A 23,295-nucleotide genomic window follows, 5' to 3' on the forward strand; every position below is an offset into this window, starting at 1 on the left:
GAGGCACGCAATGCTTGACGCAACCACTGACCTGAAATCCCTGCTCAAAGACCCCAGCCTGCTGGAGACCCGCGCCTATATCGGCGGCAAGTTTGCCGACGGCGACGGCACCTTTGACGTGACCAACCCCGCCCGCGGCGACGTGATCGCCCAAGTGGCCGATGTCAGCCGTGCCCAGGTGGCCGGAGCCATTGCCCAGGCTGAAGCCGCGCAAAAAGACTGGGCCAAGTGGACCGGCAAGGAGCGCGCCAACGTGCTGCGCAAGTGGTTCGACCTGATGATGGAGAACCAGGAGGATCTGGCGGTGATCCTGACCGCCGAAATGGGCAAGCCGCTCAGCGAGTCGCGCGGCGAGATCGCCTATGGCGCCTCCTTCATCGAGTTCTTTGCCGAAGAGGCCAAGCGGGTCTACGGCGAGACCATCCCCGGCCACCAGCGCGACAAGCGCATCACCGTGATCAAGCAGCCGATTGGCGTCGCCGCCTCGATCACGCCGTGGAACTTCCCCAATGCGATGATCACCCGCAAGGCCGGCCCGGCGCTGGCGGCGGGCTGCTCCTTCGTTGCACGCCCCGCGGCGGAGACGCCGCTGTCGGCCATCGTGCTGGCGGTTCTGGCAGAACGCGCCGGGATCCCCGCGGGCGTGTTCAACGTGGTCCCGTCATCGCGATCTTCGGATGTGGGCAAAGAGTTCTGCGAAAACCCCGCGGTGCGCAAGCTGACCTTTACCGGCTCCACCGAAGTGGGCCGCATCCTGCTGAAGCAGGCCTCCGAGCAGGTGATGAAATGCTCGATGGAACTGGGCGGCAACGCGCCCTTCATCGTGTTCGACGACGCCGATCTGGATGCCGCCGTCGAAGGTGCCATCATGTGCAAGTTCCGCAACAACGGCCAGACCTGCGTCTGCGCCAACCGGATCTATGTGCAGGCCGGCGTCTACGATGCCTTTGCGGAGAAGCTGAAAGCCGCGGTCGAGAAGATGAACGTGGGTGATGGCCTCAAGGAAGACACCCACTTCGGCCCGCTGATCAACAAGGACGCTCTCGACAAGGTGCAGGAGCATATTTCCGACGCCACCTCCAAGGGCGGCGAAGTGATCCTGGGCGGCAACCCGTCGGAGCTGGGCGGCAGCTTCTTCCAGCCGACCATCGTCAAGGGCGCGACCCAGGACATGGCCTTTGCCACCGACGAGACCTTTGGCCCCCTCGCCCCGCTGTTCAAGTTCGAGGACGAGGATGAGGTGATCGCAATGGCCAATGACACCATCTTTGGCCTGGCGTCCTATTTCTACGCCAAGGATCTGAGCCGCGTGTACAAGGTGGCCGAGGCGCTGGAATACGGGATCGTCGGGGTGAACACCGGCATTATCTCCACTGAGGTCGCCCCGTTCGGCGGCGTCAAGCAGTCCGGCCTGGGCCGCGAAGGCAGCCACCACGGTATCGAAGATTACCTGGAGATGAAGTACATCTGCATGTCGGTCTGATCAGACCTCTATACCATCGCCCGGACCAGCCGGGCGATGGCCTGCCCCCAAGCTTGTTCCATCTCTATGTCGAACTCGCTGCCCAGAACCTGCCGAAGGGCCTTGAGCAGGGACTCCACTGTCTTCTCAACTTCATAACTTCCCAGACCATAGGCGGAGTGGGATACTTTCAACCCTTCGCACAGTTCGCAGAGATCACGATCGTCAGTAAGCCCGCCTACCGCCGCGGCAAGCATAATCGAAAACATCTCTTTCTGCTTCGGCGCCTCGCCGGTGAAGAAGGGTTTTACGTGGGGAAGCTCTGCAAGCAAGTGCCTGTAGAAATGTTCGGCTAGAACAGCTTTTTGCGAGTAGATACGGCCAAAGCTTCCGGTGACGATTTCTATTTGCCGCGGCTCCACCCACCTACCCTGAACTTGAAAGTTTCAAGATTAAATCACCAAAAAATTACATCTCAATGATTGAATTTGATACGGCCATTTACGGCATCATGCGGCCCAAAAACGACATGCGCACCTTGAGGCCCGGGGCGGCCTGCACCCCGACCCGGAACCGGACCCCCTAGCCAAACCCTTCAAAGAGCGCAAAAAAGCCCCCCGCAATGCGGGGGGCTGGAACACTCGATAATCCGCGGGATCAGTTGACCGTTTTGGCCTCGATCTCGGGACGGCTCGAGCGGGAGGAGGAGATTTCGATCCGGCGCGGTTTCAGCGCCTCCGGCACCTCGCGGTGCAGATCGATATGCAGCATGCCGTTTTCCAGGCTGGCGCCGGTCACGCGGACATGGTCGGCCAGGGTAAAGCGGCGTTCAAAGGCGCGGGTCGCGATGCCGCGGTGCAGGAAGGTACGTTCCTCGCTGTCTTCGGCCTTCTTGGCGGCGACAACCAGGGCATTTTCCTTCACTTCGACGCTCAGGTCTTCCTCGGCAAAACCGGCGACGGCAATCGAGATGCGATAGCTGTCGGCGTCGGTCTTTTCGATGTTGTAGGGCGGGTAGCTGGACTGGGCGGCATCGGCGCTCAGGGCGCGGTCCATCAGGTTGGCGATCTGGTCAAAGCCGATGGTTGCACGGTGCAGCGGTGTGAAATCAAAAGTACGCATTTTCCATCCTCATTCATGAGCGATTTCTGGGTGCCTTCCCCGCGGGGACAGGCTGGAATTTTCCGGGCCCCAATCAGCGGCTGCCCGGATGATCCAGAGATAGGAAGGGAAAATACGGCTTCAAGGGGGCTGTCAGCCGCCCGGGCGCACAAATTTCGCACCGCCTGCGGAGCTGCCGCCGCCGACCCGGATCCGCTTGATCCGCCGGTCCGGCGCCGCCGCCGGATTGCGGCGCAGCTGGGCCTTCAGCTCCGCCACCCTCTGCGGCAGTTTCATGCCAAAGGCCACCTGCTTGCCCCGGTAGTTGCCACCGCCGGAGACCAGCGCCAAAATGCGCCCGCGCCCGCCCACCTGCGAGAACACCGGCGCCCCGGAAGAGCCGAAGGTGACGTTGCAGTCGATCATCAGCACGTCCTGATGCTCTCCCATCAGGTTGCACTGGCGCTGCCGGGACAGCGCCTCGGCACGGCCCTGGCCATAAGACGTGACCGAGATATCACTGCCGTACTCACGGCCCGAGTGCAGGGCAAAAGCATCCGCCTGACCGCTGAGGACCGGCTCTGCCAGCCGGATCAGCGCCACGTCGTGACGGATGTTTTCAAGGCTCAGCGGGGTACGCGGGTCAAATCCCGGATGCGCGGCGATCTGCAGCGCCCGGCGCTCGGCAATTGCCACCCCGTCGCGCAGGCCGGCGCGGAAGGTGATCTGCTCCGCCGGGCGCAGGGTCTTGTCCCGGCCATAGAGGCAATGCGCCGCGGTCAGCACCAGATCCGGTGCGATCAATGTGCCGGTGCAGAACCCCTGGCCGTTCAGCTCCAGCCGCCCCACGGCCTCCCATCCCAGCAGGTCATCGCGATCAGTCAGGCGCCGCAGGCCGGTATTCTGCGCCGTTGCGCTGCCAGCGTACGCCAGCATGGCAACAGCTGCTATCAGAGCGCGCCAGATCATTGCCTGATGAACTTGGCGCCAGAAGAGCTGCGCCCCTCGCCAACCCGCACACGCCCGACACCAGGCGGCAAACGGCCGCCTGTCGCCACGCCGGTCAGTTGCGCCTGCAACAGCGTCAGCTCTTCGGCCAGCGCAGAACCGAGCGAGACCCGCTCGCCGCTGACTTCGGCCTTGGCGGAAATGACCGAGACGATCCGCGGGGTGCCGCCTTCAAAGGAGAACACCGGCGCCCCGGAAGAGCCGAAATCCACGTCGCAGGACATCACCAGCACCCCTTGCTGGCGCGCCATCACCGCGCAGACTTCCTGCAAGGACGGTGCCTCGGAGCGGTCATGGGCATAAGAGACCACACCGATTTTCGCGCCCTTGCGCGGGCGCTCTTCGGTTTCAAACGGCGTTACCGTGGTGTTGCGGATCGGACGCTGCAATTGCAGCAGGGCAATGTCGTTGCGCACCCGGTCCGTCGACAGCTCACCGTCATAGACATAGGAGGGATGCTGCACCGCCCGGCGCACGCTGCGGTAGGCCGAGGCGCGCCCGTTGCGCCAGCCGGCCAGGAATTCGATGGTGGCAGGATCAATCGGCGCCTTGGTGCGGCTGTCATAGAGGCAATGCGCGGCGGTCAGCACCAGATCAGGGGCAATCAGTGCACCGGTGCAGAACCCCTCGCCATTCACGTCGAGCCGGCCGACGGCCTCCCACTTGCGGCCTGCATCCAGCGTATCCATCCGCTGCAACCGGCTGTCCTGCGCCATTGCCGCGGCCGGCAGCAACAGCGCTGCAACCGCAAGAATCCACTGCCTCACCTGCGTCTCCTCTTATCCACCGGCTGGGAGATTACCTGTCTGTTCAGGCAAAATTACGGCAAGCCTGCGGTGAATGCAGCCCGATTCTTTTGGCGGCGGCCTCAGCGTAAAATCGGCACCTCCGGCGCGCGTTTGCCCGGCGTAGTCAGCGCAGGCGGCTGCGGGCCGCCGGTGGCCCAGTCCAAGAGCTCCACGGTGTGCACGATGGGCACCTCCGTGCTGGAGCCGATCTGCATCATGCAGCCGATATTGCCGGCGGCAATCAGGTCTGGGCTCTTTGCCTCCAGCGTTTTCACTTTGCGCGCCTTCAGCTCGGCAGAGATTTCCGGCTGCATCAGGTTGTAGGTGCCGGCAGAGCCGCAGCAGAGGTGGCTGTCGGCGGGCTCCACCACTTTGAAGCCTGCGCGTTTCAGCAATGTCTTCGGATGCGTCTTGATCTGCTGGCCGTGCTGCAGCGAGCAAGCGGCGTGATAGGCCACGGTCAGCCCCTTGTCCGCGCCCTCGGGCAGCTCCAGCTGCATCAGAAGTTCGGAGATATCCATCGAGATGGCCGAGACCCGCGCCGCGTCTTCCGCCAGGAGATCATTGCGGAACATGTGACCATAATCCTTGACCGTGGTGCCGCAGCCGGAGGTGTTGATGACAATGGCGTCCAGCCCTTGTTCGTCCATCTCCGCCGCCCAGGCGCGGATATTCCTGGCCGCGGTGGCGTGGCTCTCGTCCTCGCGCCCCATGTGGTGGGTCAGCGCGCCGCAGCAGCCCGCGCCCTCGGCTACCACCACCTCGCAGCCCAGCCGGGTCAGCAGGCGGATGGTGGCGTCGTTGATATCGGTGTTCAGCGCCTTCTGCGCGCAGCCGGTCATCAGCGCCACGCGCTTCTTGCGCGGAACCTCGGGCGCAAAGCTCTGCGGATCGTCATTGCGGCTGACCGGCGGAATGGTTTTCGGCGCCATATCCAGCATCGCGCGCAGCCGGGGATCCGGCAGCAGCCCCTTGAAGGGTTTCGCCAGCTTGGCCCCCAGCAGCGCCAGCCGGAACCGGCCCGGATACGGCAGGATCCGTGCCAGAAGCCAGCGCAGCGCTTTATCGCTCCACGGGCGGTCGTAGTGCTTTTCGATGTAGGCGCGTGCATGATCCACCAGGTGCATGTAGTGCACGCCCGAGGGGCAGGTGGTCATGCAGGCCAGGCAGCTGAGGCAGCGGTCGATATGCTTGACGGTCTTTGCGTCCGGCACCCGCTCGTTCTCCAGCATGTCCTTGATCAGATAGATCCGGCCGCGCGGGCTGTCCAGCTCGTCGCCCAGCACCTGATAGGTGGGGCAGGTGGCGGTGCAGAAACCGCAATGCACGCAGGTCCGCAGGATTTCATTAGCGCGCTTGGTGCCGGGGTCCTGCAGTTGTTCTTCAGTGAAAGTGGTCTGCATGTCTTACCCCATCAGGCCCGGGTTGAGGATGCCGCGCGGATCAAACTGGCGCCGCAGCCCTTCGGAAATGGCCGCCAGCGGTGCGGGCTGCGGCTGGAACACGCCCAGCCGGGCGCGGGTGTCCTGCGAGGCACGAACGAGCGTGGCATGGCCCGGCACGCTGATCCGGTTTCGCAGCTCTGTCCCCGCGGGGACAAGCGCCCAGATCAGCCCGCCGCCCCAGTCGAACTGCAGCGCCTCCGCCTCCAGCCGCGGGGCCAGATCGACGGCATCTGACGGTTTCACCGATATCCGCCAGACGTCTCCGTCCCGCCCGTGAAAGGCAGACACATCGCGGATCCCCTGCCACAGGCCTTGGGCATCCTCTTGCACTTCGGTTGAACCGCAGGCCGACAGCAGCTCCGCCAGCCTGCCGCTGCGGTAGGCGGCGGAGTCCTGGAACCCCTCCACCCGGATATGTGCCTGTTTGCTCTGCGCATCATAGGCCGCGCCAGTAACATCATAGGGGGAGCCCAAAGCCGCCGACATCGCCCGCACCGCAGCGGGCAGATCCACGCCGGCCACGGTCACCGTGGCACTGGCCTCGGCCCGCGGCAGCACCTTGAGAGACACTTCCGTCAGCACCCCCAGAGTGCCATGGGCGCCGCAAATCAGCTTCACCAGGTCATATCCCGTCACGTTCTTCATCACCCGGCCGCCATTCTTGACCGCCTGGCCGCTGCCATCCACGAACCGCACCCCCAGCAGGTGATCGCGCGCCGCCCCCGTCTGGATGCGCCGGGGGCCGGAAAGACCCGCGGCTATCACGCCGCCGATGGTCGGCTCGCCTTCCGTACCCAGCAGCCCGCGGTGGTCCATCGGCTCGAACGCCAGCTGCTGGTTCTCCGTGGCCAATAGCGCCTCCACTTCGGCAACCGGCGTGCCCGCCTTGACCACCAGCGTCAGGGCGCCGGGCTCATAGAGTTCCACTCCCGACAATCCGCGGGTGCTCAGGACCTCGCCCTCAACTGCAAGCCCGCGGGTGCTGCCGCCCTGAATACATAATGGCCCGCATGCGCCTGCAATGGCTTCGGCCAGTTCCGCCTCGCTCCCTGGTGTCATCATTTTCATCTTTCCGGTAATACTCTGGGGGTTTGGGGGCAAAGCCCCCATTACTCGGCAGCCAGCGCCACGGCCCGGCGGCCTTCGGTCACCGAGAGCGGAAACACCTTGGCCGGATTGAGCAGCCATTTGGGGTCAAACACGTCCTTGACCTTAAGCTGCGCCTCCAGATCCGTCTCGCTGTACTGATGCAGCATCAGATCGCGCTTCTCGATCCCCACGCCATGCTCGCCGGTCAGGCAGCCGCCTGCCTCGACACACAGCTTCAGGATCTCGGCGCCGAAGGCCTCGCAGGTCTCCAGGTCGCCCGGTTTGTTGGCGTCGAACAGGATTAGCGGGTGCATATTGCCGTCACCCGCGTGAAAGACGTTGGCCACGTCCAGACCGAATTCCTTGCTCATCTCGCCGATCCGGCGCAGCACGAAGGGCAGCGAGGACACCGGGATGGTGCCGTCCAGGCACATGTAATCGTTGATCTGCCCCATGGCGCCAAAGGCCGATTTGCGGCCCAGCCAGATGCGGGCGGCCTCATCCGCGTCGCCGGCCTCGCGCAGTTCCACCGGGTTGTGGGAACGGGCAATCTCCACGATCAGTCCAAGCTGGTGGTCGATTTCCGCCGGGCTGCCCTCAACCTCGATGATCAGAAGCGCCTCGCACATCGGGTAGCCTGCCTTGGCAAAGGCCTCGCAAGCCTCGATGCAGGGGCGGTCCATGAATTCGATGGCCACCGGCAGCACGCCTGCCTTGATGATGTCCGACACACAGGCGCCGGCCACCTCGTTGCTGTCATAGCCGATCAGAACCGGCCGGGCGCCCTCCGGCTTGCGCAGGATGCGCAGGGTGGCTTCGGTCACCACACCCAGCTGGCCCTCGCTGCCGCAGATCACGCCCAGCAGATCCAGCCCGCCCGGATCCAGATGGGCACCGCCGATCTCCACCACGGTGCCATCCATCATCACCATGGTCACGCCAAGCAGGTTGTTGGTGGTGACGCCGTATTTCAGGCAATGCGCCCCGCCGGAGTTCATCGCGATATTGCCAGCAATCGCACAGGCCAGCTGCGAAGACGGGTCGGGCGCGTAAAAGAACTCTTCCTCCTCCACCGCGCCGGAAACGCTCAGGTTGGTGCGGCCGGTCTGTACCCGGATGATGCGGTTTTCGTAATCGGTCTCCAGCACCTCGTTCATGCGGGCCACACCCAGGATTACGCAATCCGCGGTCGGCAGCGCCCCGCCCGCAAGCGAGGTGCCCGCCCCGCGCGGCACCACCGGCACGCCTTCCTCGTGGCAGATGCGCAGAATGTCTGAGACCTCCTGCGTGGTCCGCGGCAGCACTGCCATCAAGGGCGGGCACTTGTAAGCGGTCAGCGCATCGCACTCATAGGCGCGGGTCTCCATCTCGTCCTGGATAACCGCATCGGACGGCAGCACGGCCAGCAGCCGTTCGGCAAGCCGCGCCTTGCGGGCCAGAATGGCGGGGTTCGGGGATGGCATCTCCATGGGGTTCTCCTCTTTGGTAAAATAATATTACCAATTTATCGCATCTGGCAAGGGGCGGATTGCCGCGCTAGGGTCGGGCCATGATCTGGACCACCCGCCTTGCGCAGTTTTCCCTGTTCGACCTTGCCGCCCTGACCCTGCTGATAGCCAGCTGGCTGTGGATCGGCTGGCGCATCGAGAACCCGCCAAAAGGTCGGCCGTCGGTGTCCTGGCTGATGGCCGATTTCCGGCGCGACTGGATGAAGCGGATGGTGGAGCGCGATCCGCGGATCTTTGACGCCCAGCTGGCGGGCAACCTGCGCCAGGCGACGGCGTTCTTTGCCTCCGCCGCGATGATTGCCATTGGCGGCGGGCTGGCGCTGATCGGCAATACAGAGCAGCTGGCAGGCGTTGCCGAGGACCTCATCCAGGACAGCGCCCCGGCCTTTGTCTGGGAGATCAAGATCCTGGTGGTGCTGCTGTTTCTGTCGAACGCGTTTCTGAAATTCGTCTGGTCCCACCGGCTGTTCGGCTATTGCGCGGTGGTGATGGCGGCTGTGCCGAATGACCGGGAGGACCCGCTGGCCTATCCGCGCGCCGCGCAGGCCGCCGAGATCAGCATCACAGCCGCACGCAGCTTTAACCGTGGCATGCGGGCAACCTATTTCGCCCTCGCCGCAGTGGCCTGGCTGGCGGGTGCGCTGCCGCTGGCCGGTGCAGCGGTGATCACCTTCGCCGTCCTCTACCGGCGCGAGTTCGTCTCGCACTCGCGCACTATCCTGATGCGCATCCCGCCGGAAAGCGACGGGGACACGGTTTCGTGACTGCACGCCTCTGCCAGCAAAGATATGGTCCTGGCATGAGACACCTGCTTCTGCCGCTTATTCTTTCTGCCGTCGGCCCGCCTGCTTTTGCGGATGAACCGGTGATCGAGAACGCCGCCGCCCGCCACTCCGGCGGCGGCTCGACCTTCAGCGTCACCCTCTCCCACCCTGACACCGGATGGGAGCACTACGCCGACGGCTGGCGGGTGCTGGACATGGAAGGCAATGAGCTGGGCTTGCGCGTGCTGGCGCATCCGCATGAGCTGGAACAGCCCTTTACACGGTCCTTAAGCGGCGTGCAGGTGCCCGACAGCATAAAGCAGGTGCGGATTCAGGCCCGCTGCCTGACGGATGGCTGGGGCGAAGAAACATACGTCCTCACCCTGCCCTGACTTTCATCTTTCCAAAAATACTCGCGCCGCAGGCATGCGCCGCAAGGCGCATTCACACCCGGTGATACGGGCTGCCCGCCAAAATGGTTGCAGCACGGTAGATCTGCTCGGCCAGCATCACCCGCACCAGCATGTGCGGCCAGACCATCTTGCCGAAAGAAATCGAGAAATCGGCCTCAGCCCGCAGGCTGGGATCAATCCCGTCCGCGCCGCCGATGATCAGCGCAAGATCCTGGCGGCCGCTGTCGCGCCAGCCGGCCAGCTTGTCCGCGAAATCCGGGGAGGAGATCACCTTGCCGCGCTCGTCCAGGGTGCAGATCACCGCGCCCTTGGGCAGCGCCTTGCGCAAGAGTGCGGCCTCAGCCGCCATGCCTGCGTTCTTCTTGTCCTCGATCTCCACCACCCGCGCAGGCCCCAGGCCCAGCGCGCGGCCGGTCCGGTCGAACCGGGTGAGGTAGTCGTCGATGAGGGATTTTTCCGGGCCAGCCCGCAAGCGGCCGGCCGCACAGATATGCAGACGCATGACAGTCCTGAAAAACCCGGCCTGAAAATACCCGGCCTGAAAATACCGGGCCTGAAGCAATCCGGCCCGCACCCAGGCGCGGGCCTGCATCAAATCAGCCGTTGGCTCAGCTCTCGGCGGCGGAGTCTGCCGCGGTGGCTGCGGGCATCCACATCTTCTCGAGCTGGTAGAACTCGCGCACTTCCGGGCGGAAGATATGGACAATCACATCACCGGTGTCGATCAGAACCCAGTCGCCTGTATCCTTGCCTTCGACCTTGCAGCTGATCCGGAACTCCTGTTTGAGCCGGTCCATCAGTTTTTCCGACATTGCCGCGACCTGGCGGGTGGAGCGGCCGGAGGCCATCACCATGTAATCGCCAATCGACGTTTTGCCGCGCAGGTCGATCTGCACAACATCTTCGGCCTTGTCATCGCTGAGTGAGGAGAGAATCCGCTCCAGCAGCTGTTCGCTGGTGGGCTGGGACTGGGCGGCCATCACGGCTGCCCCATTAACAGCGGCATCTGCCGCTTGAGGTACGGGTGACAGGACATGGTCCTCCTTACAACGCGCCGTCAAGCCCCGGCGCCGGGCCTGTTAATAATGTAGCAACCAGTGGGTAAACTTTCAATGAAAGCCCCTCTCCACGATGCAAGCCATGTGCTTTATCCGTCATCTTCGCCGGGTGCAACCCTGACCGGCAGCGGGTCGTTCAGCATCCGCACCTCGCGCTGCGGGAAGGGGATGGAAATGCCCTGGGCCTGGAACGCATCCCACAGCGCCAGAAACACATTGCCGCGGATATTGGTCAGCCCGCCGGTGGGGTCGTCGATCCAGAACCGCAGCACGTAATCAACGCTGCTGTCGCCGAAACCGGTGATGTGGCAGACCGGTTTCTTGCTGCCGTACTGCAGGACACGGCTGACGCCGGAGGCTGCCTCAATCGCGATCTTGCGGACCTTGTGGGGATCATCGTCATAGGCTGTACCGAAGTTCAGATCCAGGCGGACGAACTTGTCCGAATGCGACCAGTTCACAACCTGGGTGGTGATCAGGTCCTCGTTCGGGATCAGGTATTCGCGCCCGTCGCGGGTGACGACGGAGACATAGCGCGCGCCCAGCGCGTTGATCCAGCCGAAGGTATTGCCCAAAGAGATCACGTCGCCCGGCTTGATCGACTTGTCGAGCAGGATGATCAGACCGGACACAAGGTTCGACACCACCTTCTGCAAGCCAAAGCCGAGGCCCACACCGATGGCGCCCGACAGCACCGCCAGGCCGGTCAGGTCGATACCGATGGCCCTCAGCCCGATAAAGAAGGCACCGCCGAACAGCAGGATCTGCGCCAGCTTGGCTGCCAGCACCTGCATTGACGGGGAAATCTCGGAGTTGGCACGGATCCGGTTTGCGGCAACCTGAGAAATCACCCGCGCCAGCGTGAGCATCACTCCGAGGATGACAGCCGCCTGAACCACCAGAAACAGCGAGATTCTGAGGTCGCCGAAATCAATCGCGATGCTGTCCAGCAGCGCTGTGGCCTCCTGTGTGATCCCCAGGATACGCAGGGTGATCCAGGTCCAGGCGCCGTATTTCACCAGGTTTCGCAGCAGCGGGTTGCCGACCAGGCGGGTGGCGAAGGAGACGATCAGCCAGGCCAGCGACAGGTTGGCGATCACCGCCAGCAGGCGCGAGCGGCTGGGCCAGGTGGCCTCTTGCATGATCAGGACAACCGTCCAGATCAGCACCACGAACAGAACCCCACGGATCCGCTTGTGCACCACCAGCCCCAAACGCATCCGCCAGCGCGGCCAGCCCTCGCGCCCGCGCAGCCAATTGTGAAATGCCTGGGCCACCGGCCGGGCAATCAGGGTCGCCAGCACAAAGAGCGCTGCCGCGATCCCCACCTGATACGCGTTCCAGGGCCTCAGTAGCAGCTCAATGCCGCCGGCGGCGAATTCCCACAGCTGCTGGCCGAGCTCAATCGCTTCCGCGGCGCTTTCCGCCAGTGCGTCCTTGGGTTGGGTCTGCTCCTCCGGCTCCATCACGCCCCCTTTTTTAGGCAGTCTGCCGTCCGGACGGGATTTGATCAAGAACAGACGCTGGACGGTACGCTGGGGCGAGGAACCGCCAAGCGTCGGGATCCGGACCTGGAAGCCGCGCAGCAGAGAACGAATCTTGATTGCCGGCCCGTGCGGATGTATCTGACAGCCATGACCCTCGTATTGGCCCAAAAGATCGAACTGCAAGACCGCGCCCGCCTGCGCGAGCGGTTCTTTGGCGCCGCCCGCACGGTCCTGGCGCGCCTATAAGGTGCTTGCCCAGCCCAAAGCCAGCATACCCAATACATCACGGGAGAGGACCCATGTCCCCCAAGACACTCTATGACAAGATCTGGGATGCGCATGTTGCGCATGAAGCAGAGGACGGCACCTGCCTGCTCTATATCGACCGCCACCTGGTCCACGAAGTGACCAGCCCGCAGGCGTTTGAAGGCCTGCGCATGGCCGGCCGCAAGGTGCACGCGCCCGAAAAGACCATCGCTGTGCCGGACCACAACGTGCCGACCACGCTGGACCGTGCCAAAGGCATCGAGAACGAGGAAAGCCGCATCCAGGTCGAGGCGCTCGACAAGAACGCCAAGGAATTCGGGGTGCATTACTACCCGGTGGATGACGTCCGCCAGGGCATCGTGCACATCGTCGGCCCGGAACAGGGCTGGACCCTGCCCGGCATGACCGTGGTCTGCGGCGACAGCCACACCGCCACCCACGGCGCCTTTGGCGCGCTGGCGCATGGCATCGGCACCTCTGAGGTGGAGCACGTGCTGGCCACCCAGACGCTGATCCAGAAGAAATCCAAGAACATGAAGGTGGAGATCACCGGCAAGCTGAAGCCGGGTGTGACCGCCAAGGATATCACTCTGGCCGTGATCGGCGAGACCGGCACCGCCGGCGGCACCGGCTATGTCATCGAATACTGCGGCGAAGCGATCCGCGACCTGTCGATGGAAGGCCGGATGACCGTCTGCAACATGGCGATCGAAGGCGGCGCCCGCGCCGGCTTGATCGCGCCGGACGAGACCACCTTTGAATACGTCAAAGGCCGCCCGCACGCGCCGAAAGGCGCCCAGTGGGAAGCCGCGCTGAACTGGTGGAAGACCCTGTACACCGACGAAGGCGCGCATTTCGACAAGGTGATCACCCTGAAAGGTGAGGACATCCAGCCGGTCGTGACCTGGGGCACCTCGCCCGAGGACGTGCTGCCGATCACCGGCGTTGTGCCGAACCCCGAGGACTTCACTGGCGGCAAGGTCGAGGCGGCACGCCGCTCGATCGAGTACATGGGGCTGACCCCCGGCCAGAAGCTGACCGACATCGAGATCGACACCGTGTTCATCGGCTCCTGCACCAACGGCCGTATCGAAGACCTGCGCGCCGTGGCAGAGGTCGTTAAGGGCAAGAAGATCAAGGACGGCATGCGCGCCATGATCGTTCCCGGCTCCGGCCTGGTGCGGGCGCAGGCCGAGGAAGAAGGCCTGGCCGAGATCTTTGAGTCCGCCGGTTTCGAATGGCGCCTTGCGGGCTGCTCCATGTGCCTGGCGATGAACCCCGACCAGCTGGCCCCGGGCGAGCGTTGCGCCGCAACCTCCAACCGGAACTTCGAAGGCCGCCAGGGCTACAAGGGCCGCACCCACCTGGTGTCGCCCGCCATGGCTGCCGCCGCTGCCCTGACCGGCAAGCTGACCGACGTGCGCGAGCTGATGTAAGGAGCCAGAAGCATGGAAAAGTTCACTAAGATCCAAGGCGTTGCCGCACCGATGCCGCTGGTCAACATCGACACCGACATGATCATCCCGAAGGTGTTCCTGAAGTCCATTCAGCGCACCGGTTTCGGCAAGAACCTGTTCGACGAGATGCGCTACAACCGCGACGGCACCGAGATCGAGGATTTCGTGCTGAACAAGCCGCAGTACCGCAACGCCGAGATCCTGGTGGCGGGTGACAACTTCGGCTGCGGCTCCTCGCGCGAGCACGCGCCCTGGGCGATTGCCGATTTCGGCATCAAGTGCATCGTGTCGACCTCGTTCGCGGACATCTTCTACAACAACAGCTTCAAGAACGGCATCCTGCCGATCGTGCTGCCGCAGGAGCAGGTTGATATCCTGATGGCGGACGCGGAGAAGGGCGAAAACGCCCGCATGACCGTCGATCTGGAAGCACAGGAGATCACCACCTCGGACGGCGAAGTCATCAAGTTCGACGTTGATCCCTTCAAGAAGCACTGCCTGCTGAACGGACTGGACGATATCGGCCTGACCCTGGAAAAAGCCGACTCGATCAAGACCTTCGAGACCAAGGCCGCGCAGGAGCGCCCCTGGGTCTGATCCCGGCTGAATCAGCCGAAGCTTTCCAGAGCCGCCCGCCCGGGCGGCTCTTTCTTTTGCGGCTTCAAGAGAATCGCACTGTGCCTATTCAGTGTTTCAGCAGCGCATTATCGGGCGCGGCTGCGTTGTGCGCGCTCTCCCCGCCACCACAGCATCTGGTAGAACGCCCTAAAAACGTGTCTTTTTCGCCCCCACGATGATGCAATACCGCACCACTCTCGCAGTCAATGTGCCCCTTTCCCTGCTGCCGGGCCTTGAGCGGAATACCGCCTGCCGGCAACAGTAAATCAAAAATGAGGCAGAGCACCCCGGGCTGTCCCGGGGGGCTTCAATTCCGGAACCAGGGACAAAAACACCCGGTCCGGTTTGAAGGGATACGGAGACGTGTTAGCACGAATAACAGGCGCGGCTTTCCGCGGCTTACTGGTGGCTATGCTGTTCGCAATGCCGACGCTGATCCTGCCAGCAGCCTCTACCGATTCGCCGGAGGTCGTCCTGTTCATTGCCCTTCTGGGCTCTGCCCTGGCTTTCACCGAGTATTACACCCATTTCCCCAGCTTCATCGAGTTCCGCAATGCACCGCCAATCAACCGGATGCGTTTTGGCGCCTGCGCCGCCTCGCTCGGCGCGCTAAGCCTGCTGGCGGCCCATCCGCTGGCCCCGACCGGGCTGACAGCGCTGGTGCAGCGGCTGGGCTCCTGGCTGGGCGGACAGCTGGATTTTGCCTACTCTCCTGTGCAGCTGACGGTGCTGATGATGCCGCCGCAGGTGCCGGAGGCAACGGTGCTGATGGTGCGCGATGCCGCCGGGCTGGCCGGCACGGTCGCAGTCCTGGCAATCGCCGTTTTTGCGCTGGTGATCCGGGTGGGCCATTGGCCGGTCGGCAGCGGCGCATTCAACGTCTGGATCAACCTGCCCCTGTTCGATCCGACAGCCGGCGGCGATGTGGTGCAGCGGCTGCAGCGGGACGGGCGGATCAATATCGTCGGCGGCGTGCTGCTGCCCTTTGCCCTTCCTGCCGTGGTCAAGATGATGTCGGGCCTGGTGGATCCGGGAATGCTGGCGGCACCGCATATGCTGATCTGGGTGATCAGCGCGTGGGCGCTGGTGCCGGCCTCGATGATCATGCGCGGCATGGCGATGCTGCGCATTTCCGGCCTGATTGCACAAAAACGCCGCGCCGCCTGCAGCAACGCAGATGAGGCGATGCAGACCGCATGACGCGGCTGGCGGCGGGTCTTCTTCTGATCCTTGCCGCCGGGACGGGCTGGGCAGAAACGCTCCGCATCGCTACTTTCAACACTGAGCTGTCGCGCGACGGGCCGGGATTGCTGCTGCGCGATATAGAGCGCGGTAAAGACCCTCAGGTTGCCGCCGTTGCGGCCGTCATAACCGCCGCGCAACCGGATGTTCTGGCGCTGCAGGGAATTGATTGGGATTACGAAGGCCGGGCGCTCGCGGCCTTGGCCGGACAGCTTGCGGACCAGGGCCTGAGCTACCCGCACCGCGTCCACTTGCAGCCCAACGCAGGACTGCCGCCCCCTGCCCCGCTGGATCTGGATGGCGATGGCAGGACCGGCGGGCCGCGCGACAACCAGGGCTATGGCCGGTTCCGCGGCCAGGGCGGGATTGCGCTGCTGTCGCGGCTGCCGGTCGGCCGCGAAGGGGTCCGCGATTTCTCAGCCCTGCTGTGGCGCGACTTGCCCGGAGCGCTGCTACCGCAGCACCCGGACGGACGGCCCTTCCCCTCAGCTGAGGCGCAAGCGGTGCAGCGGCTGTCTTCCGCAGCGCATTGGCTGGTGCCTGTGGAGCTGCCGGATGGCGGCTGGCTTAATGTGATGACCTTTCATGCCACCCCGCCAGTCTTTGATGGGCCGGAAGACCGCAACGGGCGGCGCAACCACGACGAAATCCGCCTGTGGCAGCTGCTGCTGGACGGTCAGCTTGGGCCGGTGCCCGAAGCCCCCTTTGTCATTGCCGGCGACGCAAATCTCGACCCTGAGCAAGGCGAGGGCCGCAAACAGGCTATCCGCAGCCTTCTGGCAGACCCGCGCCTGCAGGATCCGCAGCCGCAAAGCGCCAAGGGCGGCACCGCCACGGTGGAGTGGCAGGGCGCCGGACAGATGCGGGTCGATTATGTGCTGCCCTCGGCCGGGCTGACTGTCACCGGCAGCGGCGTTGCCTGGCCGGACAGCCCGGAGGATGCGTCAGCCATCGCCAGCCGCCACCGCCTGGTGTGGGTGGATTTGTTGCTGGACTGACCCGGCCGGCCTTCCCTTCATTGCGCGGGCAAATCCTCATCAGACCCCTTTATTTCCAAGGGCCGTTATTGACCCTGCCCGGCTGTCCCGCTACGCCCATGCCAGCTGTTTTTTTGGAGGATCCCCATGCCCAACCCATCGATTCTGATTCTGCCCGGCGACGGGATCGGCCCCGAAGTCATGACCGAGGTGCGCAAGATCATCACCTGGTTCGGCGACAAGCGCGGCCTGCAGTTCGATGTGAGCGAGGATCTGGTCGGCGGCGCGGCCTATGACAAGCACGGCAAGCCGCTGGCGGATGAGACCATGGCCAAGGCGCAGGACGTCGACGCGGTGCTGCTCGGCGCTGTTGGCGGCCCGGCCTATGACGACCTGGACTTCTCCGTGAAGCCCGAGCGCGGCCTGCTGCGCCTGCGCAAGGAGATGGACCTTTATTCCAACCTGCGCCCGGCACAGTGCTTTGATGCGCTGGCGGATTTCTCCTCGCTGAAGAAAGACATCGTCGCCGGTCTCGACATCATGATCGTGCGCGAGCTGACCTCCGGCGTCTACTTCGGCGAGCCGCGCGGCATCTTCGAAGAGGGCAACGAGCGCGTTGGCATCAACACCCAGCGCTATACTGAGTCCGAGATCGAACGCGCCGCCCGTTCCGCGTTCGAGCTGGCAATGCGCCGCAACAAGAAGGTCTGCTCGATGGAGAAGGCCAACGTGATGGAATCCGGCATCCTGTGGCGCGAGGTGGTGACCCGCGTGGCGGCCGATTACCCGGAGGTCGAGCTGTCCCACATGTACGCCGACAACGGCGCCATGCAGCTGGTGCGTGCGCCCAAGCAGTTCGACGTCATCCTGACCGACAACCTGTTCGGCGACATCCTGTCCGACTGTGCGGCGATGCTGACCGGCAGCTTGGGCATGCTGCCCTCCGCATCGCTCGGCGCGCCGATGGAAAACGGCCGCCCCAAGGCGCTCTATGAGCCCGTGCACGGCTCTGCACCGGACATCGCGGGCCAGGGCAAGGCCAACCCGATCGCCTGCATCCTGAGCTTTGCCATGGCGCTGCGCTACAGCTTCGATCAGGGCGCCGAAGCCGACCGGCTGGAAGCCGCAGTCGAGAAGGTGCTGGCCGACGGCGTGCGCACTGCCGACCTGCTGGCCAGCGAAGGCGTGGAGCCGGTTTCCACCAGTCAGATGGGCGACGCTGTTGTCGCCGCGCTGGACGCAAGCCTCTGATTTCAAAGATATTCTCCGGAATTCTCAAAGCCCCGCCCGGTTGTCCGCGCGGGGCTTTTTCATGGCCGCCGGCACCTCGCCGCAAGCCGCTAAAAAGAATTCTCAAAAACCGCATCTTTCTGTGGAATCGCCCTTGTCAAACCCCGCGCCCTGGGCTATTTCGCCCCCCACGGTCGGAGTGTAGCTCAGCCTGGTAGAGCACTGTCTTCGGGAGGCAGGGGTCGGAGGTTCGAATCCTCTCACTCCGACCAATAAAACAAGGCGCCCTAGGGCGTCTTTTTTATTGGCCGGGACCGTACTTTTTGGGCAGACGTCGAACCGGCATGGCGAAGCAGCGACGCTCAGGCGGCCTTCGTCGCAGTGCGTTTCAGCTGCTTCCAGAGCACATCCAGCGTCTGCTTGGTGCTGCGGGGATCGCGGTAGAGGCGGATTTCCAGATCGGTGGCGAGACGCTCATCCACCACCGCGAACCGTCCCTGCTTGATCTCCTCCCGGCACAGGCTCAGCGGCAGCCAGCCCATGCCGAACCCCTCCTGGATCATCGCCTTGACGCTGTTGGCCAGCGCGTTCTGGTTGACGACAAAGACCTTCTGCGTGGGCAAAAGCTGCGTCAGGGCGAACTCCTGCACCGACCGCAGGGCGGACACCGCGCCATAGGACAGCAGCGGCACCGCGTCCTTGCTGCCCGCCGCAAAACCGAACTCCGGCGCCCCGTCCGGGGTGCTGCGGGAGACCGGCACATAGCGGTCCGTCGACAGTGTCAGGTATTCGAAATTGGCGACCTCCAGCGGGCCGAGGAAATCCATCGACGGATGCCAGTAGGTCAGGATCACGTCGCAATAGCCCTGCTGCAGCGCGCTGACGAATTGGTCAGCGGCCCAGGAGGTGGAGTTGAGGTCGGTATCCACCCCGCCTTCGCTCGCCAAGGGCGCAATCAGGGTCTTGTAGTGCGTCATATAAAGCGACTGCGAGGCGGCAAAGCGGATCACGTTCTCGCCCGCCGCGTCGATGGTCTGGCAGCGCTCGATGGTTTCCTCGTAGGTGCGCAGCATGATGCGGGACTGGGACAGGAACACCTCCCCCGCCGGCGTCAGGGTCAGCGGCAGTGTCTCGCGGTTGATCAGCCGCACCCCGATCTCATTCTCCAGCGCCCGGATACGGCGGGAGAAAGCGGGCTGGCTGACATTACGCTCTTCGGCCGCGCGCGAGAAATTCTTGCACGCGACCAATGCCTCAAAATCCTTGAGCCAGATAATGTCCAACTAGCGTCCCGTCCTAGCCGGCGGCCACCGCATCCAGCCTGTCTTCCTCGACAGCGTGGCAGGCAACAAGGCTGCCATCGGGCTGGTGAATGGCTTTGGGCTTTTCACTCTTGCATCGTGCATCCGCAAAGGCGCAGCGGCTTTGGAACGGGCAGCCTGTCGGCAGGTTGATCGGCGTCGGGATCTCGCCCTTGAGGCGGATATGGTTCGGCCGGTCGTCCTTCAGCTGCGGCACCGCGGACAGCAAGGCCCGAGTATAAGGGTGTTTCGGGTTGGAGAACAATGTCGCGGTGTTCGCAACTTCGCAGACCGACCCGAGGTAAAGAACCGCGACGCGGGTGCCGAAATGCTCCACAACACTCAGATCGTGCGTGATGAACAGATAGGTGAGACCGCGGCTTTCCTTGGCCTCCAGCATCAGGTTCAGCACCTGCGCCTGGATCGACACATCCAGCGCGCTGATCGGCTCGTCCGCGATGATGAATTCCGGATCCACCGTCAGGGCGCGGGCAATGGCGATCCGCTGGCGCTGGCCGCCGGAGAACTCATGCGGGTAGCGCTTGGCCCAGCTGGGGTCGACACCCACCGACAGCATCACCTCGGTCACCTTGTCCCGCACCTCCGCCGCCGAGGCACCGGGGTTGTGGTGGCGCACGGGTTCTTCCAGCGCCTGCCGGATGGTCATGCGCGGGTTGAGCGAGGCATAGGGGTTCTGGAAGATCATCTGGATCTTCTTGCGCAAGGGCTGCATGCCGCCGCGCGACAGATCGTCGATACGCTGCCCGTCATAGTGAATCTCCCCCGCAGTGGGGGTCAGCAGGCCCGCAACCAGGCGCGCGACGGTGGACTTGCCACAGCCCGACTCGCCCACAACGCACAGCGCTTCGCCGCGGCCCACCTCCAGCGAGATGTTGTTCACCGCGTGGACCGAGCGGGTTTCCCGCACGATCTTGCCCTTCCTGAACTTGAGGGTCTCCAAGAACCCATGGTCGAGATCGAACCGCTTTTCCAGGTTCTTGATCTCCAGCAGCGGGCGGTCAGTGTTTACGTCCTTCATGCCCGTGCCTCCTGACGGTCTTCATCGCTGTGCAGGCGCTGTACTTCGTGGCAGGCCACCGCAACCTCGCCGTATTGCACGACTTCCGGAACCCGGCTGCGGCACAGGTCGGTGGCATATTTGCAGCGCGGATTGAAGGCGCAGCCCTGGGGGATGCTGGCCAGTCCCGGCATGTTGCCGGGGATCTGCTTCAACCGCTGGCCTGGCACCGTCTGCTGCGGCAGCGCGTTGATCAGACCTTGGGTATAGGGGTGCTGCGGATCATTGATGATTTCCCGGGTGCGCCCGGCTTCGATGATGCGGCCTGCATACATCACCAGCGTGCGCTCGGTCATCTGGCTGACCACGCCCAGGTCGTGGGTGATCAGGATCAGCCCCACCTGATTGGACTGGCACAGCTCCAGCATCAGCTCCATGATGTCGGCCTGAATGGTCACGTCCAGCGCCGTCGTGGGTTCATCCGCGATGATCAGCTGCGGGTCCAAGAGCAGTGCAATCGCAATGATGATCCGCTGCCGCATACCACCCGACAGCTCGTGCGGGTACTGCTCCAGGCGTTCCTCCGGCGACGGGATATAGACCTCGCGCAGCTTGACGATGGCGATCTGGCGCGCTTCCTCGCGGCTCAGCTTGCGGTGCGCCATCAGGGTTTCGATCATCTGCTGGCCGATAGTCAGCACCGGATTCAGCGTCACCATCGGATCCTGGAAGATCATCGCCATCCGGTTGCCGCGCAGGTTGCGCAGGCGCTTGTCGTTCATTTGAACGACATCCTCGCCGTCAAACAGGATCTGGCCGCTGTCGATGTAGCCAGGGCGGCTCAGCAGGTTCATCAGCGAGAAGCCGGTGATCGACTTGCCGGCGCCGCTTTCGCCGACGATGCCCAGACGCTCGCCCTTGGCCAGGTCAAAGGAAATGCCGTCAAGGGCGGTAACCGTCTGGTCGCGCATGGCGAATTTCACGGTGAGGTCGCGAACGGAAAGAAGGCTCATCGCGTTACCCCTTGTAGAGTTTCGGGTTCAGGACGTCGCGCATCCAGTCGCCCAGCAGGTTGATGACAAGGACCAGCACCACCAGCACCACGCCCGGAATGGCGGTGATCCACCAGCTGCCGGAGAAGATGTAGTCGAAGCCGGAAGAGATCAGCGAGCCCAGCGACGGCTGGCTCGGCGGCATGCCCAGCCCCAGGAAGCTGAGCGAGGCCTCCGAGATGATCGCGTTGGCGACCTGCACGGTGGAGATCACGAAAATCGGCGACAGCGAGTTCGGCAGGATGTGCCGCACCATGATCCGCATCGGGCCAAAGCCCAGCACCCGGGCGCTGTCGACATATTCCTTCTTCTTCTCGGCCAGCACGGTGGCGCGCACGGTGCGGGCGTATTGCGGCCATTCCGCCACCCCGATCACCGCAATCAGAAATACAACGGCATACCGGTTGAAGGTGTCAGAGCCGAACATCGCCTGCGTAACCGCCAGGAAAATGATCGCCACCATCAGGGTCGAGAACGACAGCTGGATATCGGCCAGCCGCATCAGCAGGCTGTCCAGGCGGCCGCCGACATAGCCCGCAAGCAGGCCGATGGAAATGCCCAGGAACGCCTGCAGCGCCACGGCACAGATGCCGATCAGCAGCGACAGGCGGGTGCCGTACAGGATGGTGGACCACAGGTCGCGGCCCTGGTCGTCGGTGCCCAGCATGAACTCCGGCAGCGCGCCGTCGATCCAGACCGGCGGGTATTCCGAGTTCATGATATCAATGGACCCCGGATCGTAGGGATCATAGGGCGCGATCACCGGCGCCAGGAAAGACGCAGCCGCAATCAGCAGGAAGACGATCATGCTGACCACCGCCACCGGATTGCGGCGGAAGCTGTAGCCCATGTTGGAGTTCCAGGCCTTGGACCAGCGCGAAGGTTCGGATTTCGGATTCAGCGTTTCGGTGCTCATGCGCCCATCCTCGCAACGTTCACGGTCGGGTTCACCAGGCCATAGATCAGGTCGACGATGGTGTTGGTGACCACAAAGATGAAGCCGACGACAATCAGGTACGCCACGATCAGCGGGGTATCGACGCGGTTCACCGCCTCAAGGAACATGAAGCCCATGCCCGGCCACTGGAACACCGTCTCGGTCAGGATGGTGTAGGCCACCATGGTGCCGATCTGCACGCCGCCCACGGTGATCACCGGCAGAAGCGTGTTCTTCAGCGCGTGGACAAAGTAGATGCGCCACGGGTTGATGCCCTTTGCCTTGGCGTATTTCACGTACTCCGACTGCAGCACTTCCATCATCTCGGCCCGGATCAGGCGGACAAACAGCGGCAGCATGATCGACGCCAGCGCAAAGGAGGGCAGAATGATGTGCATCCAGCCGTCGGCGGTGGCAAAGTTGGTCTCCCAGTAGCCCCAGACATGCACGGTGTCGCCGCGCCCGTAGGAGGGGAACCAGCCGTATTCCACCGAGAACACAAAGATCATCAGGATGGCGGTCAGGAACACCGGGATCGAGATTCCGACAATCGACAGGCCCATGATGATGCGGCTCAGGATACTGTCGGGCTTGATCGCGGTATAGACGCCCAGCGGCACCGAGAAGCCGACGATGATCAGCGTCGCGCCGAACACCAGTTCCAGCGTCGCGGGCAGTTTCTTCAGGATCACGTCCAGTGCCGGCTCCTTGAAGAAATAGGAGGTGCCCAGGTCGCCCTGCAGGGCATTGCCCGCAAACCGCAGGTACTGGGTCACGAAGCTGTCGTTCAGCCCCAGCTCATCGCGCAGCTGCTGGCGCACTTCTTCCGAGACCGACTGGCCGACCAGCTCGCGCAGCGGGTCGCCCAGGTTGCCCTGGATGGCAAAAGCAATCAGCGAGATGACGAACATCACCGCAATCGCCTGAATCACTCGCTTTGCGAGATAGGCAAACATCTTCCTGACCTTTGTAGAGTTCGGTTACAGCACAGGACGCAGGTCCCAAGGGTTCCGCAGCGCCTGCAATCGCGGCCTTGGCAGCCGCTTGTTATGGGGGTGTCCCGGGCCGGCCGG

The 23,295-nt window shown here is 63.7% G+C and carries 24 protein-coding genes and 1 tRNA gene; 10 read left to right on the forward strand and 15 right to left on the reverse strand.

The features are described from left to right. Positions 1–10: 10 nt before the first annotated feature. Positions 11–1,483, forward strand: coding sequence for an NAD-dependent succinate-semialdehyde dehydrogenase (locus AC4HIX_RS09445; RefSeq protein WP_490398812.1), 1,473 nt, complete (start codon positions 11–13; stop codon positions 1,481–1,483). An 8-nt stretch (positions 1,484–1,491) separates the two neighbouring features. Here the strand turns inward: AC4HIX_RS09445 and AC4HIX_RS09450 are convergent, their stop codons facing one another. From AC4HIX_RS09450 to AC4HIX_RS09480, 7 genes are all read right to left on the reverse strand, one after another. Further along, positions 1,492–1,884: a globin domain-containing protein gene (locus AC4HIX_RS09450; protein ID WP_490398813.1), complete on the reverse strand. Its 393-nt coding sequence runs from the start codon at positions 1,882–1,884 to the stop codon at positions 1,492–1,494. Between the two features lie 235 nt (positions 1,885–2,119). Next, a complete protein-coding gene (locus AC4HIX_RS09455; protein WP_475049422.1) occupies positions 2,120–2,584 on the reverse strand; it encodes an Hsp20 family protein in 465 nt (154 codons plus the stop codon). Between the two features lie 132 nt (positions 2,585–2,716). Then, positions 2,717–3,532 carry a trypsin-like serine peptidase gene (locus tag AC4HIX_RS09460; RefSeq protein WP_490398814.1) on the reverse strand — a complete coding sequence of 272 codons (816 nt, stop codon included), beginning with the start codon at positions 3,530–3,532 and terminating at the stop codon, positions 2,717–2,719. Next, complete coding sequence (locus AC4HIX_RS09465) at positions 3,529–4,287, reverse strand: trypsin-like serine peptidase (RefSeq protein WP_490398873.1); 759 nt, start codon at positions 4,285–4,287, stop codon at positions 3,529–3,531. The genes AC4HIX_RS09460 and AC4HIX_RS09465 overlap by 4 nt, the downstream gene beginning before the upstream one ends. 152 nt (positions 4,288–4,439) lie before the next feature. Beyond that, on the reverse strand, positions 4,440–5,762 hold the full coding sequence (glcF, locus tag AC4HIX_RS09470; RefSeq protein ID WP_490398815.1) for a glycolate oxidase subunit GlcF: 1,323 nt from the start codon (positions 5,760–5,762) through the stop codon (positions 4,440–4,442). A 3-nt stretch (positions 5,763–5,765) separates the two neighbouring features. Then, positions 5,766–6,863 carry an FAD-binding protein gene (locus AC4HIX_RS09475; protein ID WP_490398874.1) on the reverse strand — a complete coding sequence of 366 codons (1,098 nt, stop codon included), beginning with the start codon at positions 6,861–6,863 and terminating at the stop codon, positions 5,766–5,768. A gap of 50 nt (positions 6,864–6,913) precedes the next feature. Next, positions 6,914–8,362: an FAD-linked oxidase C-terminal domain-containing protein gene (locus AC4HIX_RS09480; protein ID WP_490398816.1), complete on the reverse strand. Its 1,449-nt coding sequence runs from the start codon at positions 8,360–8,362 to the stop codon at positions 6,914–6,916. 80 nt (positions 8,363–8,442) lie between these two features. Here AC4HIX_RS09480 and AC4HIX_RS09485 point away from each other — a divergent pair, with 80 nt between their 5' ends. Together AC4HIX_RS09485 and AC4HIX_RS09490 are read left to right on the forward strand one after the other, a co-directional pair. Continuing rightward, the gene (locus AC4HIX_RS09485) at positions 8,443–9,165 is read left to right on the forward strand and encodes a DUF599 domain-containing protein (protein ID WP_490398817.1); all 723 of its coding nucleotides are present in this window, start codon (positions 8,443–8,445) and stop codon (positions 9,163–9,165) included. Between the two features lie 35 nt (positions 9,166–9,200). Continuing rightward, entirely contained in the window at positions 9,201–9,557 is a 357-nt protein-coding gene (locus AC4HIX_RS09490; RefSeq protein ID WP_490398818.1) for a hypothetical protein, read from the forward strand. Between the two features lie 52 nt (positions 9,558–9,609). Here AC4HIX_RS09490 and rlmH read toward each other — a convergent pair whose 3' ends face one another. From rlmH to AC4HIX_RS09505, 3 genes are all read right to left on the reverse strand, one after another. After that, the gene (gene rlmH, locus AC4HIX_RS09495) at positions 9,610–10,080 is read right to left on the reverse strand and encodes a 23S rRNA (pseudouridine(1915)-N(3))-methyltransferase RlmH (protein ID WP_421055848.1); all 471 of its coding nucleotides are present in this window, start codon (positions 10,078–10,080) and stop codon (positions 9,610–9,612) included. A gap of 106 nt (positions 10,081–10,186) precedes the next feature. After that, a complete protein-coding gene (rsfS, locus tag AC4HIX_RS09500; RefSeq protein ID WP_475049409.1) occupies positions 10,187–10,558 on the reverse strand; it encodes a ribosome silencing factor in 372 nt (123 codons plus the stop codon). A 167-nt stretch (positions 10,559–10,725) separates the two neighbouring features. Next, entirely contained in the window at positions 10,726–12,102 is a 1,377-nt protein-coding gene (locus tag AC4HIX_RS09505; protein WP_490398819.1) for a mechanosensitive ion channel family protein, read from the reverse strand. A gap of 168 nt (positions 12,103–12,270) precedes the next feature. On the opposite strand from AC4HIX_RS09505, the gene AC4HIX_RS09510 reads away from it, so the two are divergent. From AC4HIX_RS09510 to AC4HIX_RS09540, 7 genes are all read left to right on the forward strand, one after another. Continuing rightward, positions 12,271–12,369, forward strand: a complete 99-nt coding sequence (locus AC4HIX_RS09510; protein WP_226429013.1) for an isopropylmalate isomerase — start codon at positions 12,271–12,273, stop codon at positions 12,367–12,369. A gap of 53 nt (positions 12,370–12,422) precedes the next feature. Then, positions 12,423–13,826, forward strand: a complete 1,404-nt coding sequence (gene leuC / locus AC4HIX_RS09515) for a 3-isopropylmalate dehydratase large subunit (protein ID WP_475049405.1) — start codon at positions 12,423–12,425, stop codon at positions 13,824–13,826. 12 nt (positions 13,827–13,838) lie between these two features. Further along, complete coding sequence (gene leuD / locus AC4HIX_RS09520; RefSeq protein WP_490398820.1) at positions 13,839–14,444, forward strand: 3-isopropylmalate dehydratase small subunit; 606 nt, start codon at positions 13,839–13,841, stop codon at positions 14,442–14,444. A gap of 384 nt (positions 14,445–14,828) precedes the next feature. Beyond that, complete coding sequence (locus AC4HIX_RS09525; protein WP_490398821.1) at positions 14,829–15,665, forward strand: hypothetical protein; 837 nt, start codon at positions 14,829–14,831, stop codon at positions 15,663–15,665. Next, on the forward strand, positions 15,662–16,705 hold the full coding sequence (locus AC4HIX_RS09530) for an endonuclease/exonuclease/phosphatase family protein (RefSeq protein ID WP_490398822.1): 1,044 nt from the start codon (positions 15,662–15,664) through the stop codon (positions 16,703–16,705). Before AC4HIX_RS09525 ends, AC4HIX_RS09530 begins: the two co-directional genes overlap by 4 nt. Before the next feature lie 126 nt (positions 16,706–16,831). After that, entirely contained in the window at positions 16,832–17,935 is a 1,104-nt protein-coding gene (leuB, locus tag AC4HIX_RS09535) for a 3-isopropylmalate dehydrogenase (RefSeq protein WP_260029386.1), read from the forward strand. Between the two features lie 174 nt (positions 17,936–18,109). Further along, positions 18,110–18,186: transfer RNA gene (locus AC4HIX_RS09540), tRNA-Pro, on the forward strand. A gap of 90 nt (positions 18,187–18,276) precedes the next feature. Here the strand turns inward: AC4HIX_RS09540 and AC4HIX_RS09545 are convergent. The 5 genes from AC4HIX_RS09545 to AC4HIX_RS09565 are packed head-to-tail and all read right to left on the reverse strand — an operon-like array spanning position 18,277 to position 23,178. Continuing rightward, on the reverse strand, positions 18,277–19,197 hold the full coding sequence (locus AC4HIX_RS09545) for a LysR family transcriptional regulator (RefSeq protein WP_475049398.1): 921 nt from the start codon (positions 19,195–19,197) through the stop codon (positions 18,277–18,279). A gap of 13 nt (positions 19,198–19,210) precedes the next feature. Continuing rightward, positions 19,211–20,254, reverse strand: a complete 1,044-nt coding sequence (locus AC4HIX_RS09550) for an ABC transporter ATP-binding protein (protein WP_490398823.1) — start codon at positions 20,252–20,254, stop codon at positions 19,211–19,213. Beyond that, positions 20,251–21,246, reverse strand: coding sequence for an ABC transporter ATP-binding protein (locus tag AC4HIX_RS09555; protein ID WP_475049395.1), 996 nt, complete (start codon positions 21,244–21,246; stop codon positions 20,251–20,253). Before AC4HIX_RS09555 ends, AC4HIX_RS09550 begins: the two co-directional genes overlap by 4 nt. A 4-nt stretch (positions 21,247–21,250) precedes the next feature. Then, positions 21,251–22,201, reverse strand: coding sequence for an ABC transporter permease (locus AC4HIX_RS09560; RefSeq protein ID WP_475049394.1), 951 nt, complete (start codon positions 22,199–22,201; stop codon positions 21,251–21,253). Next, complete coding sequence (locus tag AC4HIX_RS09565; RefSeq protein WP_490398824.1) at positions 22,198–23,178, reverse strand: ABC transporter permease; 981 nt, start codon at positions 23,176–23,178, stop codon at positions 22,198–22,200. Before AC4HIX_RS09565 ends, AC4HIX_RS09560 begins: the two co-directional genes overlap by 4 nt. Positions 23,179–23,295 lie beyond the last annotated feature (117 nt).

It is taken from the genome of Leisingera sp. (genome assembly GCF_982940295.1).